The sequence below is a fragment of the Sphingopyxis sp. Root154 genome, from assembly GCF_001427105.1.
In the GTDB taxonomy this organism is placed as follows: Bacteria; Pseudomonadota; Alphaproteobacteria; order Sphingomonadales; family Sphingomonadaceae; genus Sphingopyxis.
Window position 1 is genome coordinate 800,752 of sequence record NZ_LMGI01000001.1, and the last position, 21,489, is coordinate 822,240.

The window sequence follows — 21,489 nt, forward strand, 5'->3', positions numbered from 1 at the left end:
ATGGTTGTGAAGCGTAACATTCGCTTATGTTCACATCGCGGACGCTACTTGACATCACGCATAGGTCGTTGTGATCATGTGTACATGACGCACAGCTCTTATGATCTCCCGCCGCTCGATGGCCTCACGGCGCTGCTTGCAGCGGCGGAGGAAGGGTCGTTCAGCGGAGCCGCGGCGAAGCTGGGTCTTAACCACGGCTCCGTCAGCCGCCGGATCGCGTCGCTCGAACACTGGCTCGGGGCGCCGCTTTTTGAACGGCATGGCCGGGGCGTCCGGCTCACCCCTGCGGGGCTGCGCTTCACCCAAGATACCCGTGAGAGCCTTGGCCGATTATCGCATAGTGCCGAGCAATGGCGGCCCCGACGCGGCCGTCAAACCGTTCGAATGTCGGTCGTACCGTCATTCGCGCGGCTATGGCTCCTGCCTCGCCTCCACGCCATCGAGCAAAACGATACGCATATCGAGCTCTCACTCGACCATCGCACAATGGACCTCGATGCGAGGGAAGCGGAAATAGTGATCCGTTATGGACGCGGCACATGGGTCGGGGTCGATGCGAAGCGGATCATGAAAGAAACCCTCACCCCGGTCGCGTCGCCCGACACACAAATCCGGACGGACGGTCCCCCAGCGATTGCCGACCTTATGCAATGGCCTCTGCTTCACGACTCCGATACATCGCAATGGCGAACTTTCCTGAGCAGGGCCGGGATATCCTACCGGCCGCGATGGCAGGATCGCCGCTTCGAAGATTATGACACGGTCCTCGCCGCGGCGGAGGCGGGGCTCGGTATCGCGCTCCTTCGCCAGCCGCTCGCCAGCGACCGGCTGGCCCATGGCAAGCTGATTGCCCTCACATCCGACTATATGGAAAACCCCGCCGGACATTTCGTCTGCCTGCGTGCGGGAGCAGCGCGTCAGGCCGTGCTGACCTTGAGAGATAGAATAGTGGCTATCGGGGATGAGGATTCCTGTAGCAAAGCCGGCTAGCGGTAGCGCCCATTCGAGGCCGGCCATGGAATCGGCCGCCCCAAATTCCCGGCCGCTCAGTTGCCAAGATCGTCCGAACAACCCGCCTCCAGGCGTTGCCATTGCGCAATCGGCCGCCCATCGCTCCGGAAGGGATGCACAGTTTCGTTCTCCCCCCAACCTTGCGGCCAGCCTGGTGGGGATACTTCCTGCTCCTCCTGCCGTCCGTAGACGGTACGATCCAGCAGCCGGTAGCTGTTGTCCATCGCCTCGACCCCGCGGCGCGTCGTCCAATAAGTCTCGAACACATCCGAACCCAGCCGTAGATAGCAGACAAGATACATGCTGCCGACATCACGGCCGGCCAGCAACGTTTCGACCGAGTCCGTGACCGAGTACCAAGGCATGTCCCAGCCCATGAAATCGCGGTAGCGCACGCTCTCGTCATAGGGTCCTTGGCAAAAGGTTGCGTAGGTCACGTCGCGCGAATGCAGATAGCTCAATTCGCGCACTTGGGATGTAAACCAGCTACAGCCATGACATTGCCTTGCCGCAGGCCTGCCCGCGAACCACATATAATAATAGCCTATCAGCATTCGCCGACCCTCGAACGCGTCAAGCAACGTCGTGGGCCCCTTGTCGCCGATAATCGGGGTGTGTCCGTCGACTGCGACCATAGGAAGCCGGCGCCGCGCGGCGGCTATGTCATCGCCGTCGCGCATATGAGCCTTTTCCCGGATCCGCAGGGTGTCGATGTCCGCCTGGAATGTCGCCCGATCTGTCACCGTCGGTGCAGTTGCTTCGCTTTCGGATAGATGTGCCATCGTCTGCCTCCAGAATTCGGGACTACGCCTCAGGCCGGGGGGAACGGCGCCGACGGTGGCGAGGCCAGCGTGATGAGATTACCATCCGGATCGCGGACCTGCGCCAGCGTCGAATAATCACCCGGAATATCGCCGCCGATCAGGATTCTGCCCTTTTCGAGCCGGCTGCGCTCCGCCGCGAGATCAGCAACATAAAGGAAAATCGAGCCCTGGCTGGCGATCTCTTCGCTACTTGCGAGCATGAGCCCACCCCGATCGGACAGTTCCCACTGCAACAAGGTGGGCATCGGCCGGTAATCCGGTCCGCGGCCGAACAACGTCGTGTACCAGCGCTCGGCAGCCGCGAGGTCGGCCGCGAGCAACGAGGAATACAGCTTCTCGAGTTTCATTGGGCTCTCCGAAGTCTCTTGCCAGCAATCACGGGCAAATCTTTGACGTTAAAATTAAGCGAGAGGACCCTTGGTTCCGTGCATCAAGCGCAGAGGGTCTGTGCGAATAACGCACAGCGAAATGGCTTGGGGACGACACTTGCCCGTTGGTCGTTCACGCCTGAACTGGCCGCCTGGAGACGGCCGCTTACGGGCACGCGCCATTACTCAAGATGGCGGACTGAGCGGAACCATGCTAACTCCGCAAGCGGGGGATAGATCTAAATGAAATTTGCCAGCTTCGTCTTTTTCACTCTCGTCGCTTCTTGGCCGTGCTCCGCCGCAGTTCCAGAAGGGGACAGCTTGACGCCTTGGCTTGTGCTGCCAGCACAAGCTCCGACAAGTACAGTTCACGTAGAGCTTGGCGGGCATGTTTCCATCCCGCAACGTTCTGTCCCCGCTCGTGTACGGCGCCTCGAAACAGACACGACGATTGACGGAAAGGTACTTCCTGCCGGATCGCTTCTCGCGTTTACCGTTGCAACGTCATCCAAACTTCCCGCGTGGTGCGTGCTGCCTTCGGCAGTTGCCGCGAGCACTCCTAAAGCAGTTGAAAATGCCTGGGGCGGGTCGATCTTTATGCGCTATTTCAAGACCGCATGGGGAGGATCCACCAAATGCCTCGCCGACGGCAACGGCGATGGGCTGGAAGATACCCAACTGGACGGCAAGTTCGATTCGCTTGGCTTGCCTTCGGTGCGCCGTCTCACGGGCGCATTGCCGTTGGCCAACCCCGTGAAGCTCGTCGACGCCGAGCCTACCGAAGTTACAGGTTTTTCGATCGGCGCGACGATTATTTATTCCGACGTTTCGAAGCGACGATCGTCTTGGTGCATGTCCCTACTTCCGAGCGAAATCAAGAAAGCCAGACCCGAGATTGAAAAGCGGCGCAGTGTCATAACGCTCGTCCAAAACGACGGCACAGCATGTTTCGCGCCGCGCGAAGCCGCGCTTCGACCCAAATCGAACGGGGAGCTACCCGCGGTGCCAGGAACATCGCTCAATAACAGAGGAGCGGAGCTGGTGGTTGAAAGTATCAGCCAGGATAGCATTGACGTCCGACTAACTGCGCTGTTCGAGCCGTATCTCATCGCAACGAGAACCGAGCGCTCTATCGAGTTTGAGGTGGATTAGAAAGTTAATGCAAAGGCAACTGGGGCGGGGCGCGGTTGAGCTTGAAATCACACTCAACCGGATCGAGTGCAGCACGCGACCTACTAATCGGGTTCTGGCCGCTAGCGGACCGGCAGCTTCCGGGTAAGATGGCGTGAAGCGGACTTTTTATGCGTATCTGCTCGTCTGGACGAAAAATGCCTTGGGTCCCAAATTTAGCCAGTGCCTGAGGGACAACCAGACGGTCTTCCGAGGGCATTTGGATGCGAAGTGCAAAGAAGCGCGATCGTCTCTTTCCGGAGAGCCGTAACGAGCGCCGCCGGACGCCCCGCCCCTCACTCCTTATTGCGTATGATCTGGTAATACTCCCTGACTGAGCGAGGGTCCGAGGCATCGGCGTCCCGCCAGAGAATCTGCGCCGCGGTGCTACGGTGTCACGCTAGCGTCAAATAAGATTCACGCAGGATGCGTAATCGTTTCACAACAACGTCATGGGTGCTGACTAGGGGCGGCCGTGTCCCCAGTTTTCCGGGTTTGGCTGAACAAATTTCGCGGCTTTTGCTGCCACGAAAACGTGCGCCATATCCACGCTCAAGGTCATGGATTTGGTTGCCCTTCCTCCCTTCGATGGCACGCGCCGACGTCTCCTGAAACATGCGGCACAAGCTGCATCCTTCGCAGCTGCATCGACCTTGATGCCGCCAAATGTACAAAAGGTTCTCGCACAGGAGCCGCGGCGCAAGGGGTCGCTCCGCGACATCAAGCATGTCGTGCTGTTGATGCAGGAGAACCGGTCGTTCGACCATTATTATGGCACGCTACCCGGCGTGCGTGGCTTCGGAGATCCCCACGCGGTCACCCTTCCCACCGGCCGCAGCGTCTTCCATCAGCCCGACGCCGAGAACCCCTCGGGCTATATGCTGCCGTTCCATCTCGACAGCTTCGCCACGAGCGCGCAGCGCCTGCCGTCGACGGGACATGGCTGGGCCGTCCAACATGAATCCTGGAATGGCGGGCGCATGGACCGATGGCTGCCCGCGCATCGCGCGGCCGACGGCGCGCACGGCCCCTATACGATGGGTTATTTCAAGCGCGAGGATGTCCCTTTCCATCACGCGCTCGCCGAGGCTTTCACCATCTGCGATGCGTACCACTGCTCGGTGATGGGATCGACGCGGCCGAACCGCTTCTATTATCTCAGCGGCACGATCGATCCCGAAGGCCGATACGGCGGCCCGATGATCTCGCAGAAGACGCCGCCCGAAGGCGTGCGCTGGAAGACCTATGCCGAACGGCTCGAGGAAGCCGGAGTAAGCTGGAAAGTCTATCAGCATGCCGACAATGGCACCGGCTTCAACGTGCTGCGATTATTTCAGCAATTCATGGACTCGCCGCCGAACTCGCCGCTCCGGCTGAAGGGCATGCCGGCGGCCTCCGACGGCCAGTTTGAATATGATGCCCGGCACGACCGGCTACCGGCGGTCACCTGGCTCTGCCCGACCAACGAGGGGTCCGAGCATCCCTCCAATTCCGGCCCCGCCGCGGGCGCGGAATTCATTGCGAGCAAGCTCGACGCTGTCGCTGCCAACCCCGATGTCTGGGCCAAGACGGTTTTCATCCTCAACTATGACGAGAATGACGGCCTGTTCGACCATGTCCCGCCGCCGGTGGCACCGCTCGGAACGCCGGGCGAATATGTCGGAGACACACCGATCGGCGCAGGCTTTCGGGTACCGTGCATTCTCGTCTCGCCATGGACGGCGGGTGGCTGGGTGTGCAGCCAGCCATTCGATCACACCTCGGTGCTCCAGTTTCTCGAGCGCTTCACCGGGGTGCGTGAGCCCAATATCTCGGATTGGCGGCGCCGGACCTTCGGCGACCTGACCTCGGCCTTCCGCTTTGGCGAGCCGCGCGCGCAGCCACCGACACTGCCGAGCACGGCAGGTCTTTTGCATCAGGCCCATTATGCCGCCGCCAATCTTCCCGCGCCCCCGATCCCGGGTGCGAACCAGCACGCGCCCGTCCAGGAAAAGGGTCGTCGGAAGCGAACGGCGGTGACCAATCAGAACACCGGCTCAGCCGACTGATCTTCCAAAAATAGAGATTTCAACAGGGACTTCGAAGGGGCGGGAAACATGCCTCCAAGGGTCGCAACTCGGAGCATATCATGACTGCATTTCTCTCCCGCACATTGCTGACCGCATCGCTTCTCGCTCTCGCAACCGCCGCGCAGGCGCAAACCGCGCCCGTGCCCCTGCCCGCACCGTCGGTCGACGATGAGTCCGGCGCGGCCGGCGACGAAATCGTCGTGACCGGCAGCGCGCTGCGCAGCCAGGAAGCGGTCAGGAACCGCCGTGAATCGCTCGGCGTCGTCGACACGCTGACCCAGGACGACACCGGTGACCTTGCAGATGAGACGCTCGCCGAGGCGCTGATCCGTGTACCGGGCGTGAGCTCGATGCAAACGCTCTACGGCGAGCAGGAAGCCGCCTATGTCTCGACGCGCGGCATTTCGCCCGACCTGAACTTCGTGTCGTTCGATGGCATCGCGCTGTTTTCGACCGCGAACGACGGCGATGGCCTGCGCCGAGTCGACCTCAACCTGATCCCGACGCAAATTTCGCGCACCACCGAAGTTTACAAGAGCTTCACGGCGGACCTCGACGCCGGCGCGATCGGCGGCGTCACCAACATCCAGCCGCGCAGCGCCCTGCATGGGAAGGACACTTTCTACATCGACGGCCTCGTCAGCTATCAGGCCGGCAAGGGCAAATATGTCCCCGGCGACAACAGCCTCGGCAACTATAAGGATACGCCATGGGGCTGGGGCGTGAAGGGCCTTTGGGCGCACAAGTTCGGCGGCGACGAGCAGTTCGGCATCGTGCTGAGCGGCATGTTCCGCCAGAAGCATTACGACTATACGAAGCGCAATCCGAACGGCCGCGTCTTCTATACGCCGCAAGGCAATGTCGGAAAGACCGACCTCTCCGACTGGGACGGCCTGCAGCCGCTGCCAACCCTCATCCGTCCCATGGACTATACTCATTTCACCAAGACCTTCGGCGGATCGGCGCAGTTTGAATATCGCGCGGCGGAAGGCCTTGAGTTCTCGCTGCTCGGCTACGCCTACAAGCAGATCGAGGACCAGAATCTTAACCAATTCTACGTCGAGCAGTTCAGCAATATCGTGCGGACCGGGCCCGAAACCTCACGCCTGAAGATCGGCCGCACGCGCCCCAGCTTCGACTACGACCGCTTCCAGAATGAAACCCGCGGCGGCATTTTCAAAACGGTCAAGGAATTCGGCGAAGACGCCTCGCTCGAGGTCCGCGCCGGATACAGCCAGAATAAATTCTACAACCAGGATCTGGGCGTCATCTACAGCTACAGCCCGCCCGCTTCCTATATCGAATTCGACATGAGCCAGCCGTCGGACCAGATCCGGATCGACAATAATGAGGCGCTCCTCGACGTCTCGAAATATGCGCTGAGCGCCGCCTCCGATCTCACCGTCCGGTCGAAAACAACGTCGCGCGAAGGCCGGGTCGATTTCAAGAAAAACTATGCCTTCGACAGTTCGGGCCTGGGCTTCGCAGTTGGGGTCAATGCCCGGCGCGTCAGCGTCGGCCGCGACCAGTCGACGACCACATATGTGCCGGGCAAGAGCACCCTTGGGTCGATCGGGTTCGTGCCCGACATCAACTCCTTCCTCTATAATTATCCGGTGCTGTGGATCGACTATCAGAAATTTGCGGAGACGGTGAAGCCGGGCCTTGCGATCAACCAGGCAACGACCGGTAACGCCGAATGGTCAGCGGACTATCGCTATAAGGAGCGCATCCTCGCCGCATACGCCTCGCTGATGTATGCGACCGATAATACGCGCATCATAGCCGGCGTGCGCTATGACGACGTCGATTTCGACGCACGGTCGCCCTTGTCCGTTGCGGGCAAATATGATGGCTCGTTCCAGAGCCACGAGGGCGGATACAGCCATTTCCTGCCGTCGCTCACTATCACCCATAGTCTGACCGACAATCTCCGCATCAAGGCGGCGTACAGCCGCTCGCTCGGGCGTCCGGCATTCGACGACATCGCGCGCGCCGAAGTGCGTAATGACGAGAATCTAACGATCGCGCGCGGGAACCCCGACCTCAAGCCGCGCCGCTCGGACAATTTCGATCTCGCGGCCGAATATTATTTCGGCGGCAGCGGGCTGATCTCGCTGGGTGGCTTCTACAAGAATATCAAAGACGACATCTATACGACCGCCCAGGAACAGGACATCGACGGCGTCACCTATACCGTGTCCACGCCACGCAACACGTCGGCTTCAAAGATGCGCGGTATCGAGTTCCAGATCGTCACCAACAGCATCCCGGGCCTGCCGCTCATCGGCGACGATCTGGGGGTTTCGCTCAACGCGACCCGCATGTGGGCCGACATGGACTACGCCTCCGGCAACAATTTCGTCCATCTCGACGCGCTGCAATATCAGGCCGACTGGCTGCTCAACGCGACGATGTTCTACAAGCTGCCGAACAAGGGTGAGCTCAGGGTCGCCTATAACTGGAAAAGCAAAAGCCCGATCTCGCTCGGCGCCTATCCCTGGACGACCTACTGGCTGGAATCGCGCGGCCAGCTCGATGCGGCATTGCGTTATTCGCTCACCGACAATGTGATCGTCAAACTCCAGGCGAACAACATTTTGAAGGAGCCGATCGCCCAAGGCTATCTCGAACCCTATGCGATGCGGCGCTACGAGATGACCCGCAACCGGTCCTTCTCGCTCGACGTGATTTTCAAGATCTAGGCCCAGGGGGCCGGGACGGACTCTCGCCCTTCCCGGCCCGCAGCTCTGAACCGTTCGATCAAACTTCAACGAAAGCCCTGCGCCACGCATCTTGATCGCTGCACGCTTCTCTCCGCCCTCGGCAAGCTTGCCATCGTTGGCGGTCTCGCCCCTCAAAGCCTGTTCGCCGCACCACTCGGCACCAATCCCTTCACGCTGGGCGTGGCTTCGGGCGATCCATAGCCCGATGGCTTCGTCATCTGGACCCGGCTCGCGCCGCGTCCGCTCGACGAACATGGCGGGATGCCCCATGCCGCGGTGCCCGTCCGCTGGGAGATTGCGGAAGACCAGGGCTTCTCCAACATCGCGCGCAAAGGCGAGGCGCTTGCCCGACCCGAGCTCGGAGGCGGGCCCGACGAGCGTGTCACTGACTTGGCGCACGACGTCTCTTTGCGATTGCTTCGCCTTCAGCATCGCACCAAGTCAACCTGGTCGCGAGGTGGCAGCCCCTGTCGATCTGCTTGGGTGAGGAACAGTTCGCCGACTGTCCTGAAGCTCGGGATCGGCGCAAGCGAGATTATCGATCACATGGAGCAGCAGCAGCCTGAGTGTATCGACCTCGGTATCCGACAAATTGCGGATGGCAAGCGCCTGGATTTCGGCGGTCCTTGGCAGGAGCAGTTTTTCCAGGAACTTGGCGTGCGGAGTCAGATGAACCAGTATTTCACGCCGGTCGCGGCGGTTGACGTCGCGGCGCACCAGACCCGCCCGTTCCAGCGTGCGGAGCGTAACCGCAGTCGTCGCATCGCGCATCGCGAGCCGGCGGCTCAGCTCGCGCTGGCTGATCCCGTCTTCGCACCAAAGTTGGCGCAGGAACGCCCATTGACCCGACGATATGCCATATTCGCGGGTATGCTGCTCGCGCAGCCGGGAAAAGGAGCGGAAGATCAGGCGAGCGAGATAGCCGAGGCTGTCATCAAAAGCCCAACAATTCCCGGCAGGCCGCTGCTCGCCTATCATTTTTCCGTTAACGGCGAGGGACGGGGCATAGAGTCCGCCCCGTGCCGAACCGCACCCGCAACGGTATCGACCAGTTCGTCCAGCAGGGCCCGAAGGAAGGGATCGGCGAGGTTGCCCGTCGCGTCGAACGCGCGATGGGCGTGCGGCACGCTGAGTTGTTCCGGCACCACCCAGGCATTCACGGTGGTCAGAATCTGCCGAAGCTGGGACAGGCCGCGCAACCCTCCGAACGGGCTCGACGATGCCGACAGCAGCGCGAAAGGCTTGCGGCGAAAGGCGCCATATGCCTGCGCCGCCTCGCCGTCTCCCGGACAGGAGATCCAGTCGAGCGCATTCTTCAGCATCGCCGTGACCGAGCCATTATGCTCGGGGCTCGCGATGATTACCGCGTCATGGCGCCGGAACACGGCCTTTAGCGCCAACGCGTCGGGTACGTCGTCGATCGACAGCGCTTCGGCGCCGAACAGCGGCAGGCGATAGTCCGCGAGCGACAGGCGCGTCGCGGGCAACCCGCGGTCGCGCGCCGCCGCCGCCGCGCAGCTGATCAGCTTCTCGTTGAGCGAGCCCGGACGAATGCCCCCGGCGAGCAGCAAGAGTTTGGGCCGCCCCATCCTGCCTCCGCTCCCCAATCAGAAATCGAGCGACAATTGCAGCGTCACCGTCCGCGGCGCACCAACCATCGCCATATGACTGTTCCCGCCGAATGTTGGCGTATTGAACGCCTGGGTGATCGTGACCTTGTCGGTCAGATTGCGGCCTACGAGCGCGACTTCCCACGGTCCGTCCTCGCGTCCCACCGCGATGCGCGCATCATATTTGGTGAAGGCCGGCTGCGAATTGAGCGGGTTCATGTCCGGCTGGAAGAAGGACCGCGATTGGTAGTTGGCCGACACTCGAGCGAGCGCATAGAGGCTGCCCGAAACCGGATATCGCGCCTCGACGAAGCCGTTCGCAGTCCATTCAGGCGCACGCACGAGCCGCGTTCCGGCGAGATTATTGGTCTGCGGCGTGCAGGTCGGCGGTGCGTCATAGAGACAGGCGCCGCCCGGGTAGTCCTTATAGTGCGCATCGAGGTAGCCGAGACTGCCGCCGATCCGCCAATTGTCGCCGATACCAATGTCGGTATCGACCTCCACCCCCTGCGAAATCGCCGACGCGGCGTTGCCGGTGATGAAGGCGGTGCCATTATATTCGGATACCTGAAGGTCGCTGAAATTCGTACGGAACAGCGCGATGTTGAACTGGCCCTTGCCATCGAGGAAACGGAATTTTCCGCCGATTTCCCACGACCGCGCGCGCTCGGAATCAAACTGGAAGGTCGCGAGGCCGTTGCGGATATTGTAGAGGAGCAGCGCGTCGTTCGACACGAAACCGCCGCCCTTGGTCCCCGTCGCATAGCTCAGATAGACATAGGCGTCGCGCGTGAACTCATAGCGCGCGCGGAGCGAATAATCCCACAGACTCTCCTTGCGCGTTTCGGTGAGGTCATACGTCAGATAGGTCGGCGGGAAGACGCCGCTGTTAAACGAACGCGCGCGGCCGCGACGTTTTTCGTCCGAATAGCGCAAGCTGCCGCTGAGCATGATCCGTTCGGTCACCGGCACCTCGAGCGACGCGAACGGCGACCAGCTGGTGCCTTTCTGGTCGAACTGGCGCGTCGACAGCCCGTTGAGCGGCAGCGGTACGCCGGCGCTCGTCGCGCCGAACAGCGAGGCCTGCTGGATGTGCAGGTCGGTGTCGATATAGGTCAGACCAGCGATGAACGAGCCGCCGTCGCCGATCTCGCGCTGCGCGCGCGCTTCCTGGAAGAACGAATTAGACTGTTCGGTAATATCGGATTCGAGAAAGGTGAGCGGGCCGTCATAGTCGGAGTTCACCCCGCCATCGAGATCCTGCCAGGCGGTGACCGAGGTGAAGGTCCAGTCGCCGACGTCGAGGTTCATCGTCAGCTGCGCCATCGTCGTTTTCGTATTATCATATTCGGGGTTGATCGTCCGCGCGGCGCGGCGGAACGACGGGTACTCGGGGACATCCTCCCCCGAATTGCGCACTGCGTTGCACAGCGCGCAGGCCGGCCCGCCAATATAGTTGAAGACCGTGGTGCCGCCGTCAATGCGGTTCGACGAATGCTCGACCTTGACCAGCGCCTCGAAAGCGTCGGTCGGCTCCCACAAAAGCTGCCCGCGGACCGCCTCATAACGCGATCCATTCTCTTCGCGGCCGGTGATCGTGTTGCGCATGAAATCACCAATCGCGCCCGCGCGGCCCGTCAGGCGGACGCTGAGCGTTTCCGAAATCGGACCCGAGACCGCGCCTTCAAGGTTCCAGCCGCCCTGCTCGACCTCGCCGCTCGCGCGTACGAAGCCTTCGAACGTGCGCGTCGGGCGCCGCGTCACGACGCTGATCGCGCCCGCATTGGTGTTCTTTCCGAACAGCGCCCCTTGCGGCCCGCGGACGACCTCGACGCGCTCGACGTCGAGCAGCGGGTTCTGGAACGCGCGCGAGCGGCTCAAATAGACGCCGTCGATGAACAGCCCGACCGACTGCTCGAACGACAGGTTGCCCGTGCCTGCGCCGAGCCCGCGCATCGTGATCGCGAAATTGCCGTTGGTGCGGTCGATCTGGAGGTTCGGGACACTATCCTGGACGTCGTCGAACAGCAGGATGCCCTGCTTTTCGATCTGATCGCCGCTGACCACTGCCACCGAGATCGGCACTTCCTGAAGCGTCTGCTCGCGGCGGGTCGCGGTTACGATGATCGTCTGGTCATCGCGCGCGCCTGCGCCGTCTGCCGCAGCTTCCTGTGCAAAGGCCGGTGTTCCGAGGGCGAGCGCCATCGCGCCGCCGCAAAGCAGTCTTGTCATTTTCATAGTCCCTCTCCCAAGGTGACGGGTCAGACGAGTTTCAGCGTCTCATATTGTGTGGCCGGACCCGGATATTCGGCGCCCTTGTCCTCGCCAACCTCGGCTTCGATCAGCGCGTTGGTCCGGGCGTTCAGGCGTTCGATGAGCGATTTGTGGGCGTCCGGGCGCCAGGCGAGATTGTCGATCTCGTCAGGGTCGGCCACCGTGTCATAGAGTTCGAGGTCGTTATGGGCGACGAGGTCGTCCCAGCGCTGCGGGATATGATGCTGCGCAGGCGCGAAATAGCGTGCGAACTTGTAGCGGCCGTCGTGCACACCGCGATGCAGGCGGCGCAGCATCAGGTCGTTTTCGGCCAGCGGCTTCGTCTCGGCAACGCCTTTCGGGACATCGGGGGCGTTCCACCCGTAGCGCACCGCATAGTTGAAGAGGACGCCGGCTTCGTCGCGGCGCGTGCGCGCGGTGGTCGAGGCGATCGCCGCCGACAGGTCGTGGCCCGCCAGCTTCGGCTGCATTTCGCGTCCCGCCGCTTCGTCGATCCCGGCGAGCGCCAGCATCGTCGGAACGAGGTCGACCGCACTGCCGAGCGCGTGGGTCGTGCGCCCGCCGGGAAGGTCTGGGTGGACGACGATCAGCGGTACGCCGACATCCTCCTTGTAGATCGTGCCGCCCTTCTGCCGCATCCCGTGCGCGCCCGCGCGTTCGCCATGGTCGGAGGTGAAGATGATGATCGTATTGTCGAATTGCCCCGAGGCGACGAGCGCGTCGAACACCGTCTGCATATGCCGGTCGACATCGCGGATGCAGTTGAAATAATAATTCTGGTTGCGGCGCCATACCGCCTCATCCGCGTGCCGCATCCGGCCGTAGAAGGCACCCGCGCTGGCGTTGATCGCGGCGTGGGCGCGCGGTTTGCGCGACAGATCGTCGGCATGAAAGCTGCGCGGCAGCGGGAAATTCCAGTCGCGGCCATAGACGGGATCGCCCGGCGCAGCGAGCAGCGGCGCGACAAGGTTCGGCCGCGCGCGCGTCGCTTCGCCCTCGCCGCTCGGGTCATAGAACATGATGTCGTGCGGATTGACGAAATTGACCGCCATGAACCACGGCGCCGCCTCGTCATCGTCGGCAAAGGTGCGGAGCTGGCTGGCCGCCTCGGCGGCGGTCACCCCGTCGCTCATGAAACCTTCCCACGACAGCCCCTCGCGCTCGCCATTGAAATTATAGCCCGAAAAGCCGAAGGGTTCGAGAATGTCGCGCGTGTTGGGAAAAATCCCGCCGGCGACGCCGCGCAGGTTCAGCCCCTCGTTGATATTCGAAAGATGCCATTTGCCCTTATAGGTCGTACGATAACCGGCGCGGCGCAACATCGTCCCGACCGTCGGAATCTTCGGGCTGAGCTGGGGATGCGGCGGCGAGTTGGGATTGGCATAGACGCCGCTATGCTGCGTGTGCAGCCCGGTATAGATGTTCGAGCGTGACGGGCCGCAGGGCGTCGTGTTCACATGGAAGCGATCGAAGAGAATGCCCCGTTCGCGCAACCAGTCGTGCGCGGGAAGCGGCAGGCCGGCGGGAATGTCGGCGAGCGCCCGTTCCTGGTCGTTGACCATGAGGAGGATGTTCGGGCGGCCGCCGCGCCGTTTCGGGCCCGCCCGTACCGGCGCGGCACTTTCCGCGGCGGCAACCCTTTCCGCGCTCGCGCCCCGCACCGCCGCCAGGGCCGCAGCGCCTCCGGCGAGCAATGTCCGCCGGTCGATCTCTCCCATATCGCGCATCCCGCACCTCCCATAGCCGGTCGTGCCGAAGTTTCTTAGTATACTAAGATCATGGCAGGCGAAAAATATTTGTCAAGTTGCTTGCGCAAATTTTCACCGATTTCAAAAGACCGGGGTGTTGGGAGGCAAGCCGATCAGCGACCGTCCGAGCAGTTCGGTCGCGCCGTCGAAGTCGTAGACGACGTGGCTGGCCATCACATTGACGTCGCGTAGCGCGCGCTGGAGCGGGCTGCTGGTCATATGCGCGCTCGACCCCGCGCCTTCAACCAGCAGCCGGATCGCGTCGCGGCACAGATCCATCGCGAGCGCGACCTGTGCGCGGAGCGCGATGCGGTCCTCGTTGCTCACCAGCCCGTCTCCGGCCGCTTCGGTCAGTGCGACATTGCGCCGCCCGACCTCGCGCAGGATCATTTCGGCGGTCTGCGTCTTCGCCGCGGCTTCGCCGAGCCGCATATGCGCCGAAGCCTTTTCGTTCTGCTTGACGGTGGTGCCGAGCATGGTGCGAACCCCGATGCGTTCGCGGAAATGATCGACCGCCGACCGGGCGACGCCGACCGCGCCGATGGCCGCGGTGATCGCGAGGAAGGGCGTCATCGGCATCCGGTAAACCGGATTGTGCGCGTGGATCTTTGCGCCGGGCGCGCAGCCCATGCGCATTTCGCCCATGTCCATCACGCGATGTTCGGGGACGAAGACGTCTTCGCAGCGGATGTCGTTGCTGCCCGTGCCGATCATCCCGTCGACATGCCAGGTGTCGAGCACCTCGATCTCGTCCGCCGGCAACGCCAGGAAAAGCTGGCGCGGCGGGTTTTCGCCGGGAATCATGCCGGTCACCATCACCCAGTCGGCGTGCATGACGCCCGTACCCCATTTCCACCGGCCCGTCAGGCGATAGCCGCCGTCGACGGGCTGGGCGACGCCCGGCGGGTTGGTCGCGCCCGGCGCGATGACATAGGGAAAGGCGCCGCCGAAAGTCTCTTCCTGCAGCTTTTCGGGGAATTGCGCGAGCATCCAGTTATGCTCGACGCAAAAAGCGGTGACCCAGCCGGTCGAACCGCAGCCCTCGGCGATCGGCAGCATCGCGTCGATGAAACTGTCGATGTCGAACTCCAGCCCACCGTAGCGCCGCGGCACGAAGTGATAGAAGACGCCGGTCCGGCGGATCGCGTCCCAGACCGCATCGACGGGACGACGCAACTGCTCGCATTCGAGCGCGTGCGCCGCGACGAGCGGCTTGAGCGCGGTCGTGCGGCGCACCAGTTCCCCGGGCGTCAGTGCCGCGAGTTCCTCGCGCGACAGCCAGTCGCCGCCTTTCGGAATCCGGCGATCGGCGAAAGACTCGGCGGCGTCCTCCGCCCGGCGCGTTTGAGCGGCGATATTCATGACATCCTTTCTCCCGGCAGCCGGAATCGGCTTATGCGGCCAGAGTAGACCGCTGAGAAATAATGTCAAGAAACTTAACTAAATTGACAAGACCTAGGCTGTAGCCCCCTCGGGCCCTTCGAGCGCTCCGGGCGGCACGCGCGGCGGATCGCCCCAGTCCATGCGCATCGCGTCGCGAAGGCCGTGATAGGCGGGCAGGCCGATCCGTTCGACGAGTTTGACTTCGAGATATTGCAAGGCCTTGGCGGCGGCGCGGCGGGTGTCGTTCGCCTGTTCGGCAAAGCGGACGATCCGCGCGCGCCGGTCGGCGGGATCGGGGACGAGTTCGACGATGCCCCGCGTTTCGAGCTCGCTGAGCATCAGGCTGATCGCCTGCCGCGTGACGCCGAGATTGCGGGCGATGCGCGTCGCGCGATGTTCGCCCGCCGATATATTGGCGATCAACATCGACTGCGCGCGGCTGACATTGGGGATGCCGGCTTCCTTGAGCGCCGCCTGGAGCGCCTCGTCGAACCAGTAGACGGCGCTCAGCAGGTTCATCATCAGGAACGGGCTATCCATCGTCGTCTTCCTTTGGCCGCGGTGCGGGCCCGTCAGAATCTCCGGCACGATCTGCGGGCAATCCGCAGCGGCATGGAGCCCGGTCTGGTTACGGTCAACCGGCGTCCGTCATTTTGGCGAGATCGCGAGCGAAAGCCGAAAAGCCCGCGGTGAGGATGATCGCCGCGAGCGGCAGCGCGATACCCGTTACCAAGGCGATCGAGTAGCGCAGCGCGCCGTCATCGCCGAACAGATGATCGGTGAGCAATGCCATCAGCATCGGGCCGAACCCGAGCCCGGTCAGGTTGACGGCAAAGAAATAGAGCGCGGTGACACGCGCGCGATATTCGTTCGGCGTAATGAACTGCAGCGCCACCGTGCCGACGCCATGCATCGTCAGCATCGGAAAGGCGAGCGCGAGCATGACGAAGGCAAGCGTGGCGTCGGGCATCAGTGTCGCTGCGAGCAATGGCGGCCCGCCAAGCAGGATCGACAGCCGCATCACGCGCAGATGCGCGTCGGCGACCCCCTTCGCGAACAGCCGGTCGGCGAGCGTCCCGCCCGCCACCAGCCCCGCCGCGCCGCCCGTTGCCATGATGATACCGAACCACAGGCCGGCCTCTGACACGTCCATGCCATAGGTGCGCGCGAAAAAGGTCGGCACCCATGCGATCACGCCATACATGACGAGCCCGATCAGCGACATGCCAGCGAACAGCGCCCCCAGCGAAGCCCGGTGTGCGACGAGATGCGCCAGAAAGCCGGGGGCCGGCCCCGCCTCACCGCGTAGGGCCGCGGTCTGGCGGAGGCCGTGCCGAAGCGGCTCGCGCACCGTCAGCAACAGCAGGCAGACGAGCAGCCCCGGAGCCGCCACCCAGAGGAAAATCGTGCGCCACGCCTCGACCGGCCCGATCAGCGGCAGGTCGACCATCGGCGCCGCAAGCACCGCCTGGACGACGAAAGAGCCGAGGATCATCGCAACGCCCGAACCGAGCGGGACGCCGATCGAATAGACAGCCATTGCCCGCGCGAGCCGGTCGCGCGGGAAGGTGTCGCTGAGCATCGAATAGGCCGCGGGCGACAGCGCCGCCTCGCCGACGCCAACGCCCATGCGGGCCAGGAACAGCGTCGCATAGCTTCCCGCAAAGCCGCAGCCGGCGGTCATCGCACTCCACAGCGCCACTCCGACGAGGATGAGATTCCGCCGGTTCCACCTGTCGGCGATCCACGCAATCGGAAGGCCGAGCACCGTATAGAAGAGCGCGAAAGCGAGCCCGATGAGCAGGCTGACTTCGGTGTCCGAAATATTCAGCGCGGCGCGAATCGGCGCGACCAGCAGACTGAGAATCATCCGGTCGACGAAGGACAGCGTATAGGCGAGCAGCAGGACGCCGACGACGTACCAGCTATAGGCGGGGCGCGGCCAGCCCGGCTCTGCATCCGCTTCACCGATCAGTTCGTCTTGCGGCGCGCCTGTCGCGATCTCCGTCGCCATCGATCCTGTCCTCCCGATCGCCGCTCGCTCTTGCACCACAAGTCGGCCTGTTATATAGAAACAGTTACTTAGCAAACTAAGTAAATTGGCGACCGAGTCAAGCATGATCGGGACGCACGAAAAAACAACGTGTTGGGAGACGCGATATGACAAATTTCGGAAGGAAGCAGTCCGTTCTCTTCTTGGCCGGCGCGGCGATCGCCGCGCTGCCCGCGGTCGCCGCGGCGCAGGAGGTCGCCGATGACACGAGCGGCGACATCATCGTCACCGCGCAGCGACAGGAACAGAGGCTTCAGGACGTCCCCGTCTCGGTCACCGCCTTTGGCGCCGAGCAGCTTCGCGACAACAGCATCGAAACGGTGCAGGACATCGCGATCCGCACCCCGGGCCTTGCGGTCAGCGCGGTCGACCCGATCAACACCAACTTCGCGATGCGCGGCATCGGCAGCGCGCCGGGCATCAGCCAGAACGCCGGCGGCGATCCCTCGGTCGTCGTCTTCATCGACGGCGTCTATGCGGGGCGCGGCGGCACCCCCGACCTTGATGCGCTCGACCTCGAACGCGTCGAAGTGCTGCGCGGACCGCAGGGCACCCTGTTCGGCAAGAATGCGATCGGCGGCCTCGTCCAGTTCATCAGCCGCAAGCCGACCGACGAGACGAGCTTCTTTTTCGAGGGCACTTACGGCAACTACGACCGCTTCGGCGTGATCGCGCGCGGCAATATGGCGCTGACCGACAAGGTGTATCTGTCGGCGGGGCTGTCGCACAAACAGCGGGACGGCTTCGAATTTAACGAGACGACGGGCAACGACGTCAACGACCTCAACCTGACGACGGGCCGCGTTGCGCTGCGTTTTGTGCCCACCGACACGCTCGACATCATCCTGCGGGCCGACATTTCGCATCAGGACCAGAAGGGCAATCCGCGCCACAACAATTGCGACACCAGCTTTCAGGGCGGCATCCACTGCGTCGGCATCAACCCCGATCCGCGCGTCGTGAACGCCTATATCGACGGCGAGGTCAAACGGACGATCCAGACCTATTCGGCCGAGGCCAACCTCGACCTGCCGTTTGGGACGCTGACCTCACTCACCGCGCTTCGCAAGGTGAAGTTCAACTTCGTCACCCCCTTCTTCAGCAACCCGGTCAACCCTCCGGCACAGATCGAATCGACGAGCTTCGGCGAAGAGGACAACAGCCAGTTCAGCCAGGAACTGCGCCTCTCCTTCGATGCGTGGGGCGGGCGCCTGAAGGGGCAGACGGGCGTCTATTTCCTGAAGGAGAACAACGACCGTATCGAAGGGCAGATTCAGGACTTCCCGACCCCTGCGGGCTCGGGAACCGGCATCTATCCGCAGTCGGTCAACGCGCGCAGCGTCGCGATTTTCGGGCAGGTCGATGTCGAGATCGTCCCCTCGCTCACCGCGACGGTGGGCGCGCGCATGACATGGGAGCGCAAGAGCGGGCGCTTCGCGGGGTTCAAGGCCGACGACGGCCCGGGCCTGCCGCCGCCGCTGGGGTCGCTCGCCGGCTATGACGTGACCGGGAAGAAGAGCTGGAAAGCCTTCACGCCGCGCTTCGCGCTCAACTGGAAGGCGACGGACGACGTGCTGCTCTATGCCTCGGTCGCGCGCGGCTACAAGAGCGGCGGGTTCCAGGGATTGTCGGGTACCGCCGCAGGCGCCTCGACCCCTTATGACCCCGAATTCGCCTGGGGCTATGAGGTCGGCGCGAAGACCGACTGGCTCGACCGCCGCCTGCGGCTCAATGTCGCGGCATTTCGCACCGACTATTCGGATCTCCAGGTTTCACAGCTCGTCCCGCTGTGCTGCGTTGTCGTCAGCAACGCGGCGAAGGCGCGGATCAAGGGGATCGAGGTCGAGGCGGTGGCGCGGCCGTTCGAGGGTTTCCAGATCGACGGCAGCTATGCGTATCTCGATGCTAAGTTCACCGAATATACGATCCCGGGCCTGAACTATACCGGCAACCAGCTGCCGCGCTCGCCGAAGAACAAGTTCAACATCGGCGGCCAGTTCGAAACCCCCGTCGGCGACCTGTCGGCGAAGCTGCGCGTCGATTACAGCTGGGTCGACGACGCCTTTTTCGAGGCGTCGAACATCCCGCAGCAGCTCTGGCCTTCGCACGACAATCTGGATGCGCGCCTCTCAATTTCGGGTCCCGACGATCGCTGGGAGCTGTCGCTGTGGGGCAAGAATCTGACCGACGAGCTAACGCCGACCTATGTCACCTATTTCGGCCCCTTCCGCCAGATCCTGACGCCCTACGCGCCGCCGCGCACCTATGGCGTAACGGTCGCATTCAAGATGTGACCCGCGGGCGCGGCGGCACCCCTTTCGCCGCCGCGTCCCTTCCCCCTGCACTATCGAGAGGATGACCGATGGAAGAACCCCGTTTCCGCTACCTCTGTTCGTACAGAGCCAGCTTCACCGAGCCGCAGCAGATGATCGGCAAGGCGCATTTTGGGCGCCGGATGATCGCCGCGCTGACCGGCGGGGAGGTCGAGGGCGAACGTCTGCACGGCCGCGTGATGCCAAGCGGCGGCGACTGGGCGACGATCGACGACAATGACACGCTGCGGCTCGACGCGCGCATCACGGTCGAAACGCACGATGGCGCGCTGATCTACGTTTCCTATCGCGGCGTGCTGCGCCCGCTGTCGGCCGCACACAAGCATGCGCGGAACGGCGGCCCCCGAACCCCGGAGGAAAAGGCCGAGGTCTATTTCCGCACGACGCCGATGTTCGAAACCGGTGACGAGCGCTACCTGTGGCTCAACGACATCGTCGCAGTCGGGCTCGGGGCCAGTATTGGCGGCGCGGTACGCTACGATGTGTTCGAGTTGCTTTAGGAGGGCCCCATCGTCGGCGAACTGGACTCCCGGGAGCGAATAGCGGCCCTCGACATCCCTCGCCGGAAAACGCAGGCCGCCCCTCTCGGTTTACCCAGTCGGTTCGCGACCATGACTCGCCCTTCCCTGAAATCAGGCTCCTATGACCTGGATCCTGCGGCGGAGCAAAAAGAGCCCGCCCGCGAGCACCGCCGTCGGGACGAGCATCAGCGTGAACGCGGTGCGCCCGTCGAGGTGGGCGAAGATGGCGCCGGTGATGACCGATCCGGTCGTCCCGCCGAGCGCCGAGAAGACGACGACGAGCCCCATCAGCGACGGGTGCTGGCGATTGGGCATGGCGCTCAGCATCACCGAGATGATCGTCGGATAGACCGGCGCCAGCGCGATGCCGATCAGCGGAAAGAGGAAAGCCGCGATCGGCGCGTCGCCCCAACTGTGGATCGCCCCGGGGGCGAGGCCGTCGGCGAGCGGCAGCACGAGGATGATCAGCGCCGCAAGCGCTGCGAGGCAGACGTTCAGTACCGGATACCAGTCGAAGCGCGCCATCACCGCGCCCGCGCCGAAGCGTCCGATCGCCAGGCACGCGGCGAACAGGCTCGCCGCCTGCACGCTCATCTGCGCGGGCAGATGCAGCACCTCGTTGTTGAAGGTCGGGAGCCAGCTCTGGATTCCCTGCTCGATCAGCACGAACAGGAAGGCGCAGGCGACGAAGACCAGCACCAGCGGCAGTGCCGCGAGCTTGAGCATCGCAACGAACGGCCGTCCGTCGCTTGCGGCCGCTTCCTCGCCCTCGTGCGTACGATGTTCGTCGACCCGCGCCGTGAGCAGCAGCGCGAGCGCCAGTGCCGTAATCGCACCGAGCACCCAATAGGCGTTCAGCCAGCGGAGGCCCGTGGGGTCGATGAAGGCGCTGAACACCCAATAGGAAGAGAGGACGCCGACCATGAACATGCCCTCGATCAGGCTGGTCAGGCTGGCGTGCTTTCGCGGGCTGTCGGTGACGAGCCCGATCATCGAATAAACGACGACCTTCGCGACCGCGAAGGCCGCGCCGACCATCGCGAAATGGAGCTGCGCGGCGCCGAAGCTGCCGAAGAGCGGCATGACGATACAGCCGGCGATCGCCAGGATGAGCGCGCCGATCAGCGCGTTGCGAAGGCCAAGCCGCGGCAGGTAGCTCGCGGTCACGAACGATATGACCGCGATCGTGATATCCTTGAAACCCTCCAGCGTGCTCGCTTCGGGCTTGGTCACATGAAAGCTGGAAATCGACTGAAGGATCACCGTCCCAACGCTGTTGAGCAGCATCGCGAAAGCGACATAGGTCAGGATCAGTGCTGCGATCAGTCGAGTGCGCGCCATCAGCCGTCCTTAGCAGAAAAAAGAGGGGTGGCCGCGAAGAGGCCGCGGCCACCCAGGG

General features: G+C 63.2%; 16 protein-coding genes and 1 pseudogene. 7 read left to right on the forward strand and 10 right to left on the reverse strand.

The window, feature by feature from the left end; all coding sequences use genetic code 11:
• Positions 1-84 precede the first annotated feature (84 nt).
• Positions 85-990, forward strand: coding sequence for a LysR substrate-binding domain-containing protein (locus ASD73_RS22690; RefSeq protein ID WP_056369079.1), 906 nt, complete (start codon positions 85-87; stop codon positions 988-990).
• A gap of 56 nt (positions 991-1,046) precedes the next feature.
• On the opposite strand, the gene ASD73_RS03560 is transcribed toward ASD73_RS22690, so the two are convergent.
• On the reverse strand, positions 1,047-1,793 hold the full coding sequence (locus ASD73_RS03560) for a DUF899 family protein (RefSeq protein WP_056369077.1): 747 nt from the start codon (positions 1,791-1,793) through the stop codon (positions 1,047-1,049).
• A 29-nt stretch (positions 1,794-1,822) separates the two neighbouring features.
• Positions 1,823-2,182, reverse strand: a complete 360-nt coding sequence (locus tag ASD73_RS03565) for a VOC family protein (protein WP_056369076.1) — start codon at positions 2,180-2,182, stop codon at positions 1,823-1,825.
• A 264-nt stretch (positions 2,183-2,446) separates the two neighbouring features.
• Between ASD73_RS03565 and ASD73_RS22695 the strand changes: the two genes are divergently transcribed.
• The 4 genes and pseudogenes from ASD73_RS22695 to ASD73_RS23455 form a co-directional block, all read left to right on the forward strand.
• Positions 2,447-3,355 (forward strand): hypothetical protein, encoded by a 909-nt coding sequence (locus ASD73_RS22695; RefSeq protein ID WP_156377273.1) that lies wholly within the window; start codon positions 2,447-2,449, stop codon positions 3,353-3,355.
• Positions 3,356-4,029: 674 nt separating this feature from the next.
• Positions 4,030-5,421: an alkaline phosphatase family protein gene (locus ASD73_RS03575; RefSeq protein WP_200934867.1), complete on the forward strand. Its 1,392-nt coding sequence runs from the start codon at positions 4,030-4,032 to the stop codon at positions 5,419-5,421.
• 80 nt (positions 5,422-5,501) lie between these two features.
• Positions 5,502-8,147 carry a TonB-dependent receptor gene (locus ASD73_RS03580; protein WP_082521335.1) on the forward strand — a complete coding sequence of 882 codons (2,646 nt, stop codon included), beginning with the start codon at positions 5,502-5,504 and terminating at the stop codon, positions 8,145-8,147.
• 234 nt (positions 8,148-8,381) lie between these two features.
• A pseudogene (locus ASD73_RS23455) lies at positions 8,382-8,552 on the forward strand (PhoD-like phosphatase N-terminal domain-containing protein); the annotation flags it as partial.
• 57 nt (positions 8,553-8,609) lie between these two features.
• Here the strand turns inward: ASD73_RS23455 and ASD73_RS03585 are convergent.
• The 7 genes from ASD73_RS03585 to ASD73_RS03615 form a co-directional block, all read right to left on the reverse strand.
• On the reverse strand, positions 8,610-9,146 hold the full coding sequence (locus ASD73_RS03585; RefSeq protein WP_082521336.1) for a MarR family winged helix-turn-helix transcriptional regulator: 537 nt from the start codon (positions 9,144-9,146) through the stop codon (positions 8,610-8,612).
• Complete coding sequence (locus ASD73_RS03590) at positions 9,143-9,757, reverse strand: NADPH-dependent FMN reductase (protein ID WP_056369067.1); 615 nt, start codon at positions 9,755-9,757, stop codon at positions 9,143-9,145. The genes ASD73_RS03585 and ASD73_RS03590 overlap by 4 nt, the downstream gene beginning before the upstream one ends.
• Positions 9,758-9,775: 18 nt before the next feature.
• Positions 9,776-12,010, reverse strand: coding sequence for a TonB-dependent receptor (locus ASD73_RS03595; protein ID WP_162248129.1), 2,235 nt, complete (start codon positions 12,008-12,010; stop codon positions 9,776-9,778).
• A gap of 29 nt (positions 12,011-12,039) precedes the next feature.
• Positions 12,040-13,779: a sulfatase-like hydrolase/transferase gene (locus ASD73_RS03600; protein ID WP_056369063.1), complete on the reverse strand. Its 1,740-nt coding sequence runs from the start codon at positions 13,777-13,779 to the stop codon at positions 12,040-12,042.
• A 102-nt stretch (positions 13,780-13,881) separates the two neighbouring features.
• Positions 13,882-15,162, reverse strand: a complete 1,281-nt coding sequence (locus tag ASD73_RS03605; protein WP_056369061.1) for a hypothetical protein — start codon at positions 15,160-15,162, stop codon at positions 13,882-13,884.
• 93 nt (positions 15,163-15,255) lie between these two features.
• Positions 15,256-15,723: a MarR family winged helix-turn-helix transcriptional regulator gene (locus ASD73_RS03610; protein ID WP_056375933.1), complete on the reverse strand. Its 468-nt coding sequence runs from the start codon at positions 15,721-15,723 to the stop codon at positions 15,256-15,258.
• Positions 15,724-15,817: 94 nt separating this feature from the next.
• Positions 15,818-17,197, reverse strand: coding sequence for a spinster family MFS transporter (locus tag ASD73_RS03615; protein ID WP_056369056.1), 1,380 nt, complete (start codon positions 17,195-17,197; stop codon positions 15,818-15,820).
• A 182-nt stretch (positions 17,198-17,379) separates the two neighbouring features.
• Between ASD73_RS03615 and ASD73_RS03620 the strand changes: the two genes are divergently transcribed.
• Positions 17,380-19,530 (forward strand): TonB-dependent receptor, encoded by a 2,151-nt coding sequence (locus tag ASD73_RS03620; RefSeq protein ID WP_056369054.1) that lies wholly within the window; start codon positions 17,380-17,382, stop codon positions 19,528-19,530.
• A gap of 68 nt (positions 19,531-19,598) precedes the next feature.
• Positions 19,599-20,069 carry a DUF3237 domain-containing protein gene (locus ASD73_RS03625; RefSeq protein WP_056369051.1) on the forward strand — a complete coding sequence of 157 codons (471 nt, stop codon included), beginning with the start codon at positions 19,599-19,601 and terminating at the stop codon, positions 20,067-20,069.
• Between the two features lie 132 nt (positions 20,070-20,201).
• Here ASD73_RS03625 and ASD73_RS03630 read toward each other — a convergent pair whose 3' ends face one another.
• Positions 20,202-21,431, reverse strand: a complete 1,230-nt coding sequence (locus ASD73_RS03630; protein WP_056369050.1) for an MFS transporter — start codon at positions 21,429-21,431, stop codon at positions 20,202-20,204.
• Positions 21,432-21,489: the final 58 nt, after the last annotated feature.

Coding starts and splice junctions, on each gene's coding strand:
- ASD73_RS22690 (WP_056369079.1), top strand. CDS start 85: ATGACGCACAGCTCTTATGATCTCCCGCCGCTCGATGGCCTCACGGCG.
- ASD73_RS03560 (WP_056369077.1), bottom strand. CDS start 1,793: ATGGCACATCTATCCGAAAGCGAAGCAACTGCACCGACGGTGACAGAT.
- ASD73_RS03565 (WP_056369076.1), bottom strand. CDS start 2,182: ATGAAACTCGAGAAGCTGTATTCCTCGTTGCTCGCGGCCGACCTCGCG.
- ASD73_RS22695 (WP_156377273.1), top strand. CDS start 2,447: ATGAAATTTGCCAGCTTCGTCTTTTTCACTCTCGTCGCTTCTTGGCCG.
- ASD73_RS03575 (WP_200934867.1), top strand. CDS start 4,030: ATGCCGCCAAATGTACAAAAGGTTCTCGCACAGGAGCCGCGGCGCAAG.
- ASD73_RS03580 (WP_082521335.1), top strand. CDS start 5,502: ATGACTGCATTTCTCTCCCGCACATTGCTGACCGCATCGCTTCTCGCT.
- ASD73_RS03585 (WP_082521336.1), bottom strand. CDS start 9,146: ATGATAGGCGAGCAGCGGCCTGCCGGGAATTGTTGGGCTTTTGATGAC.
- ASD73_RS03590 (WP_056369067.1), bottom strand. CDS start 9,757: ATGGGGCGGCCCAAACTCTTGCTGCTCGCCGGGGGCATTCGTCCGGGC.
- ASD73_RS03595 (WP_162248129.1), bottom strand. CDS start 12,010: ATGACAAGACTGCTTTGCGGCGGCGCGATGGCGCTCGCCCTCGGAACA.
- ASD73_RS03600 (WP_056369063.1), bottom strand. CDS start 13,779: ATGCGCGATATGGGAGAGATCGACCGGCGGACATTGCTCGCCGGAGGC.
- ASD73_RS03605 (WP_056369061.1), bottom strand. CDS start 15,162: ATGAATATCGCCGCTCAAACGCGCCGGGCGGAGGACGCCGCCGAGTCT.
- ASD73_RS03610 (WP_056375933.1), bottom strand. CDS start 15,723: ATGGATAGCCCGTTCCTGATGATGAACCTGCTGAGCGCCGTCTACTGG.
- ASD73_RS03615 (WP_056369056.1), bottom strand. CDS start 17,197: ATGGCGACGGAGATCGCGACAGGCGCGCCGCAAGACGAACTGATCGGT.
- ASD73_RS03625 (WP_056369051.1), top strand. CDS start 19,599: ATGGAAGAACCCCGTTTCCGCTACCTCTGTTCGTACAGAGCCAGCTTC.
- ASD73_RS03630 (WP_056369050.1), bottom strand. CDS start 21,431: ATGGCGCGCACTCGACTGATCGCAGCACTGATCCTGACCTATGTCGCT.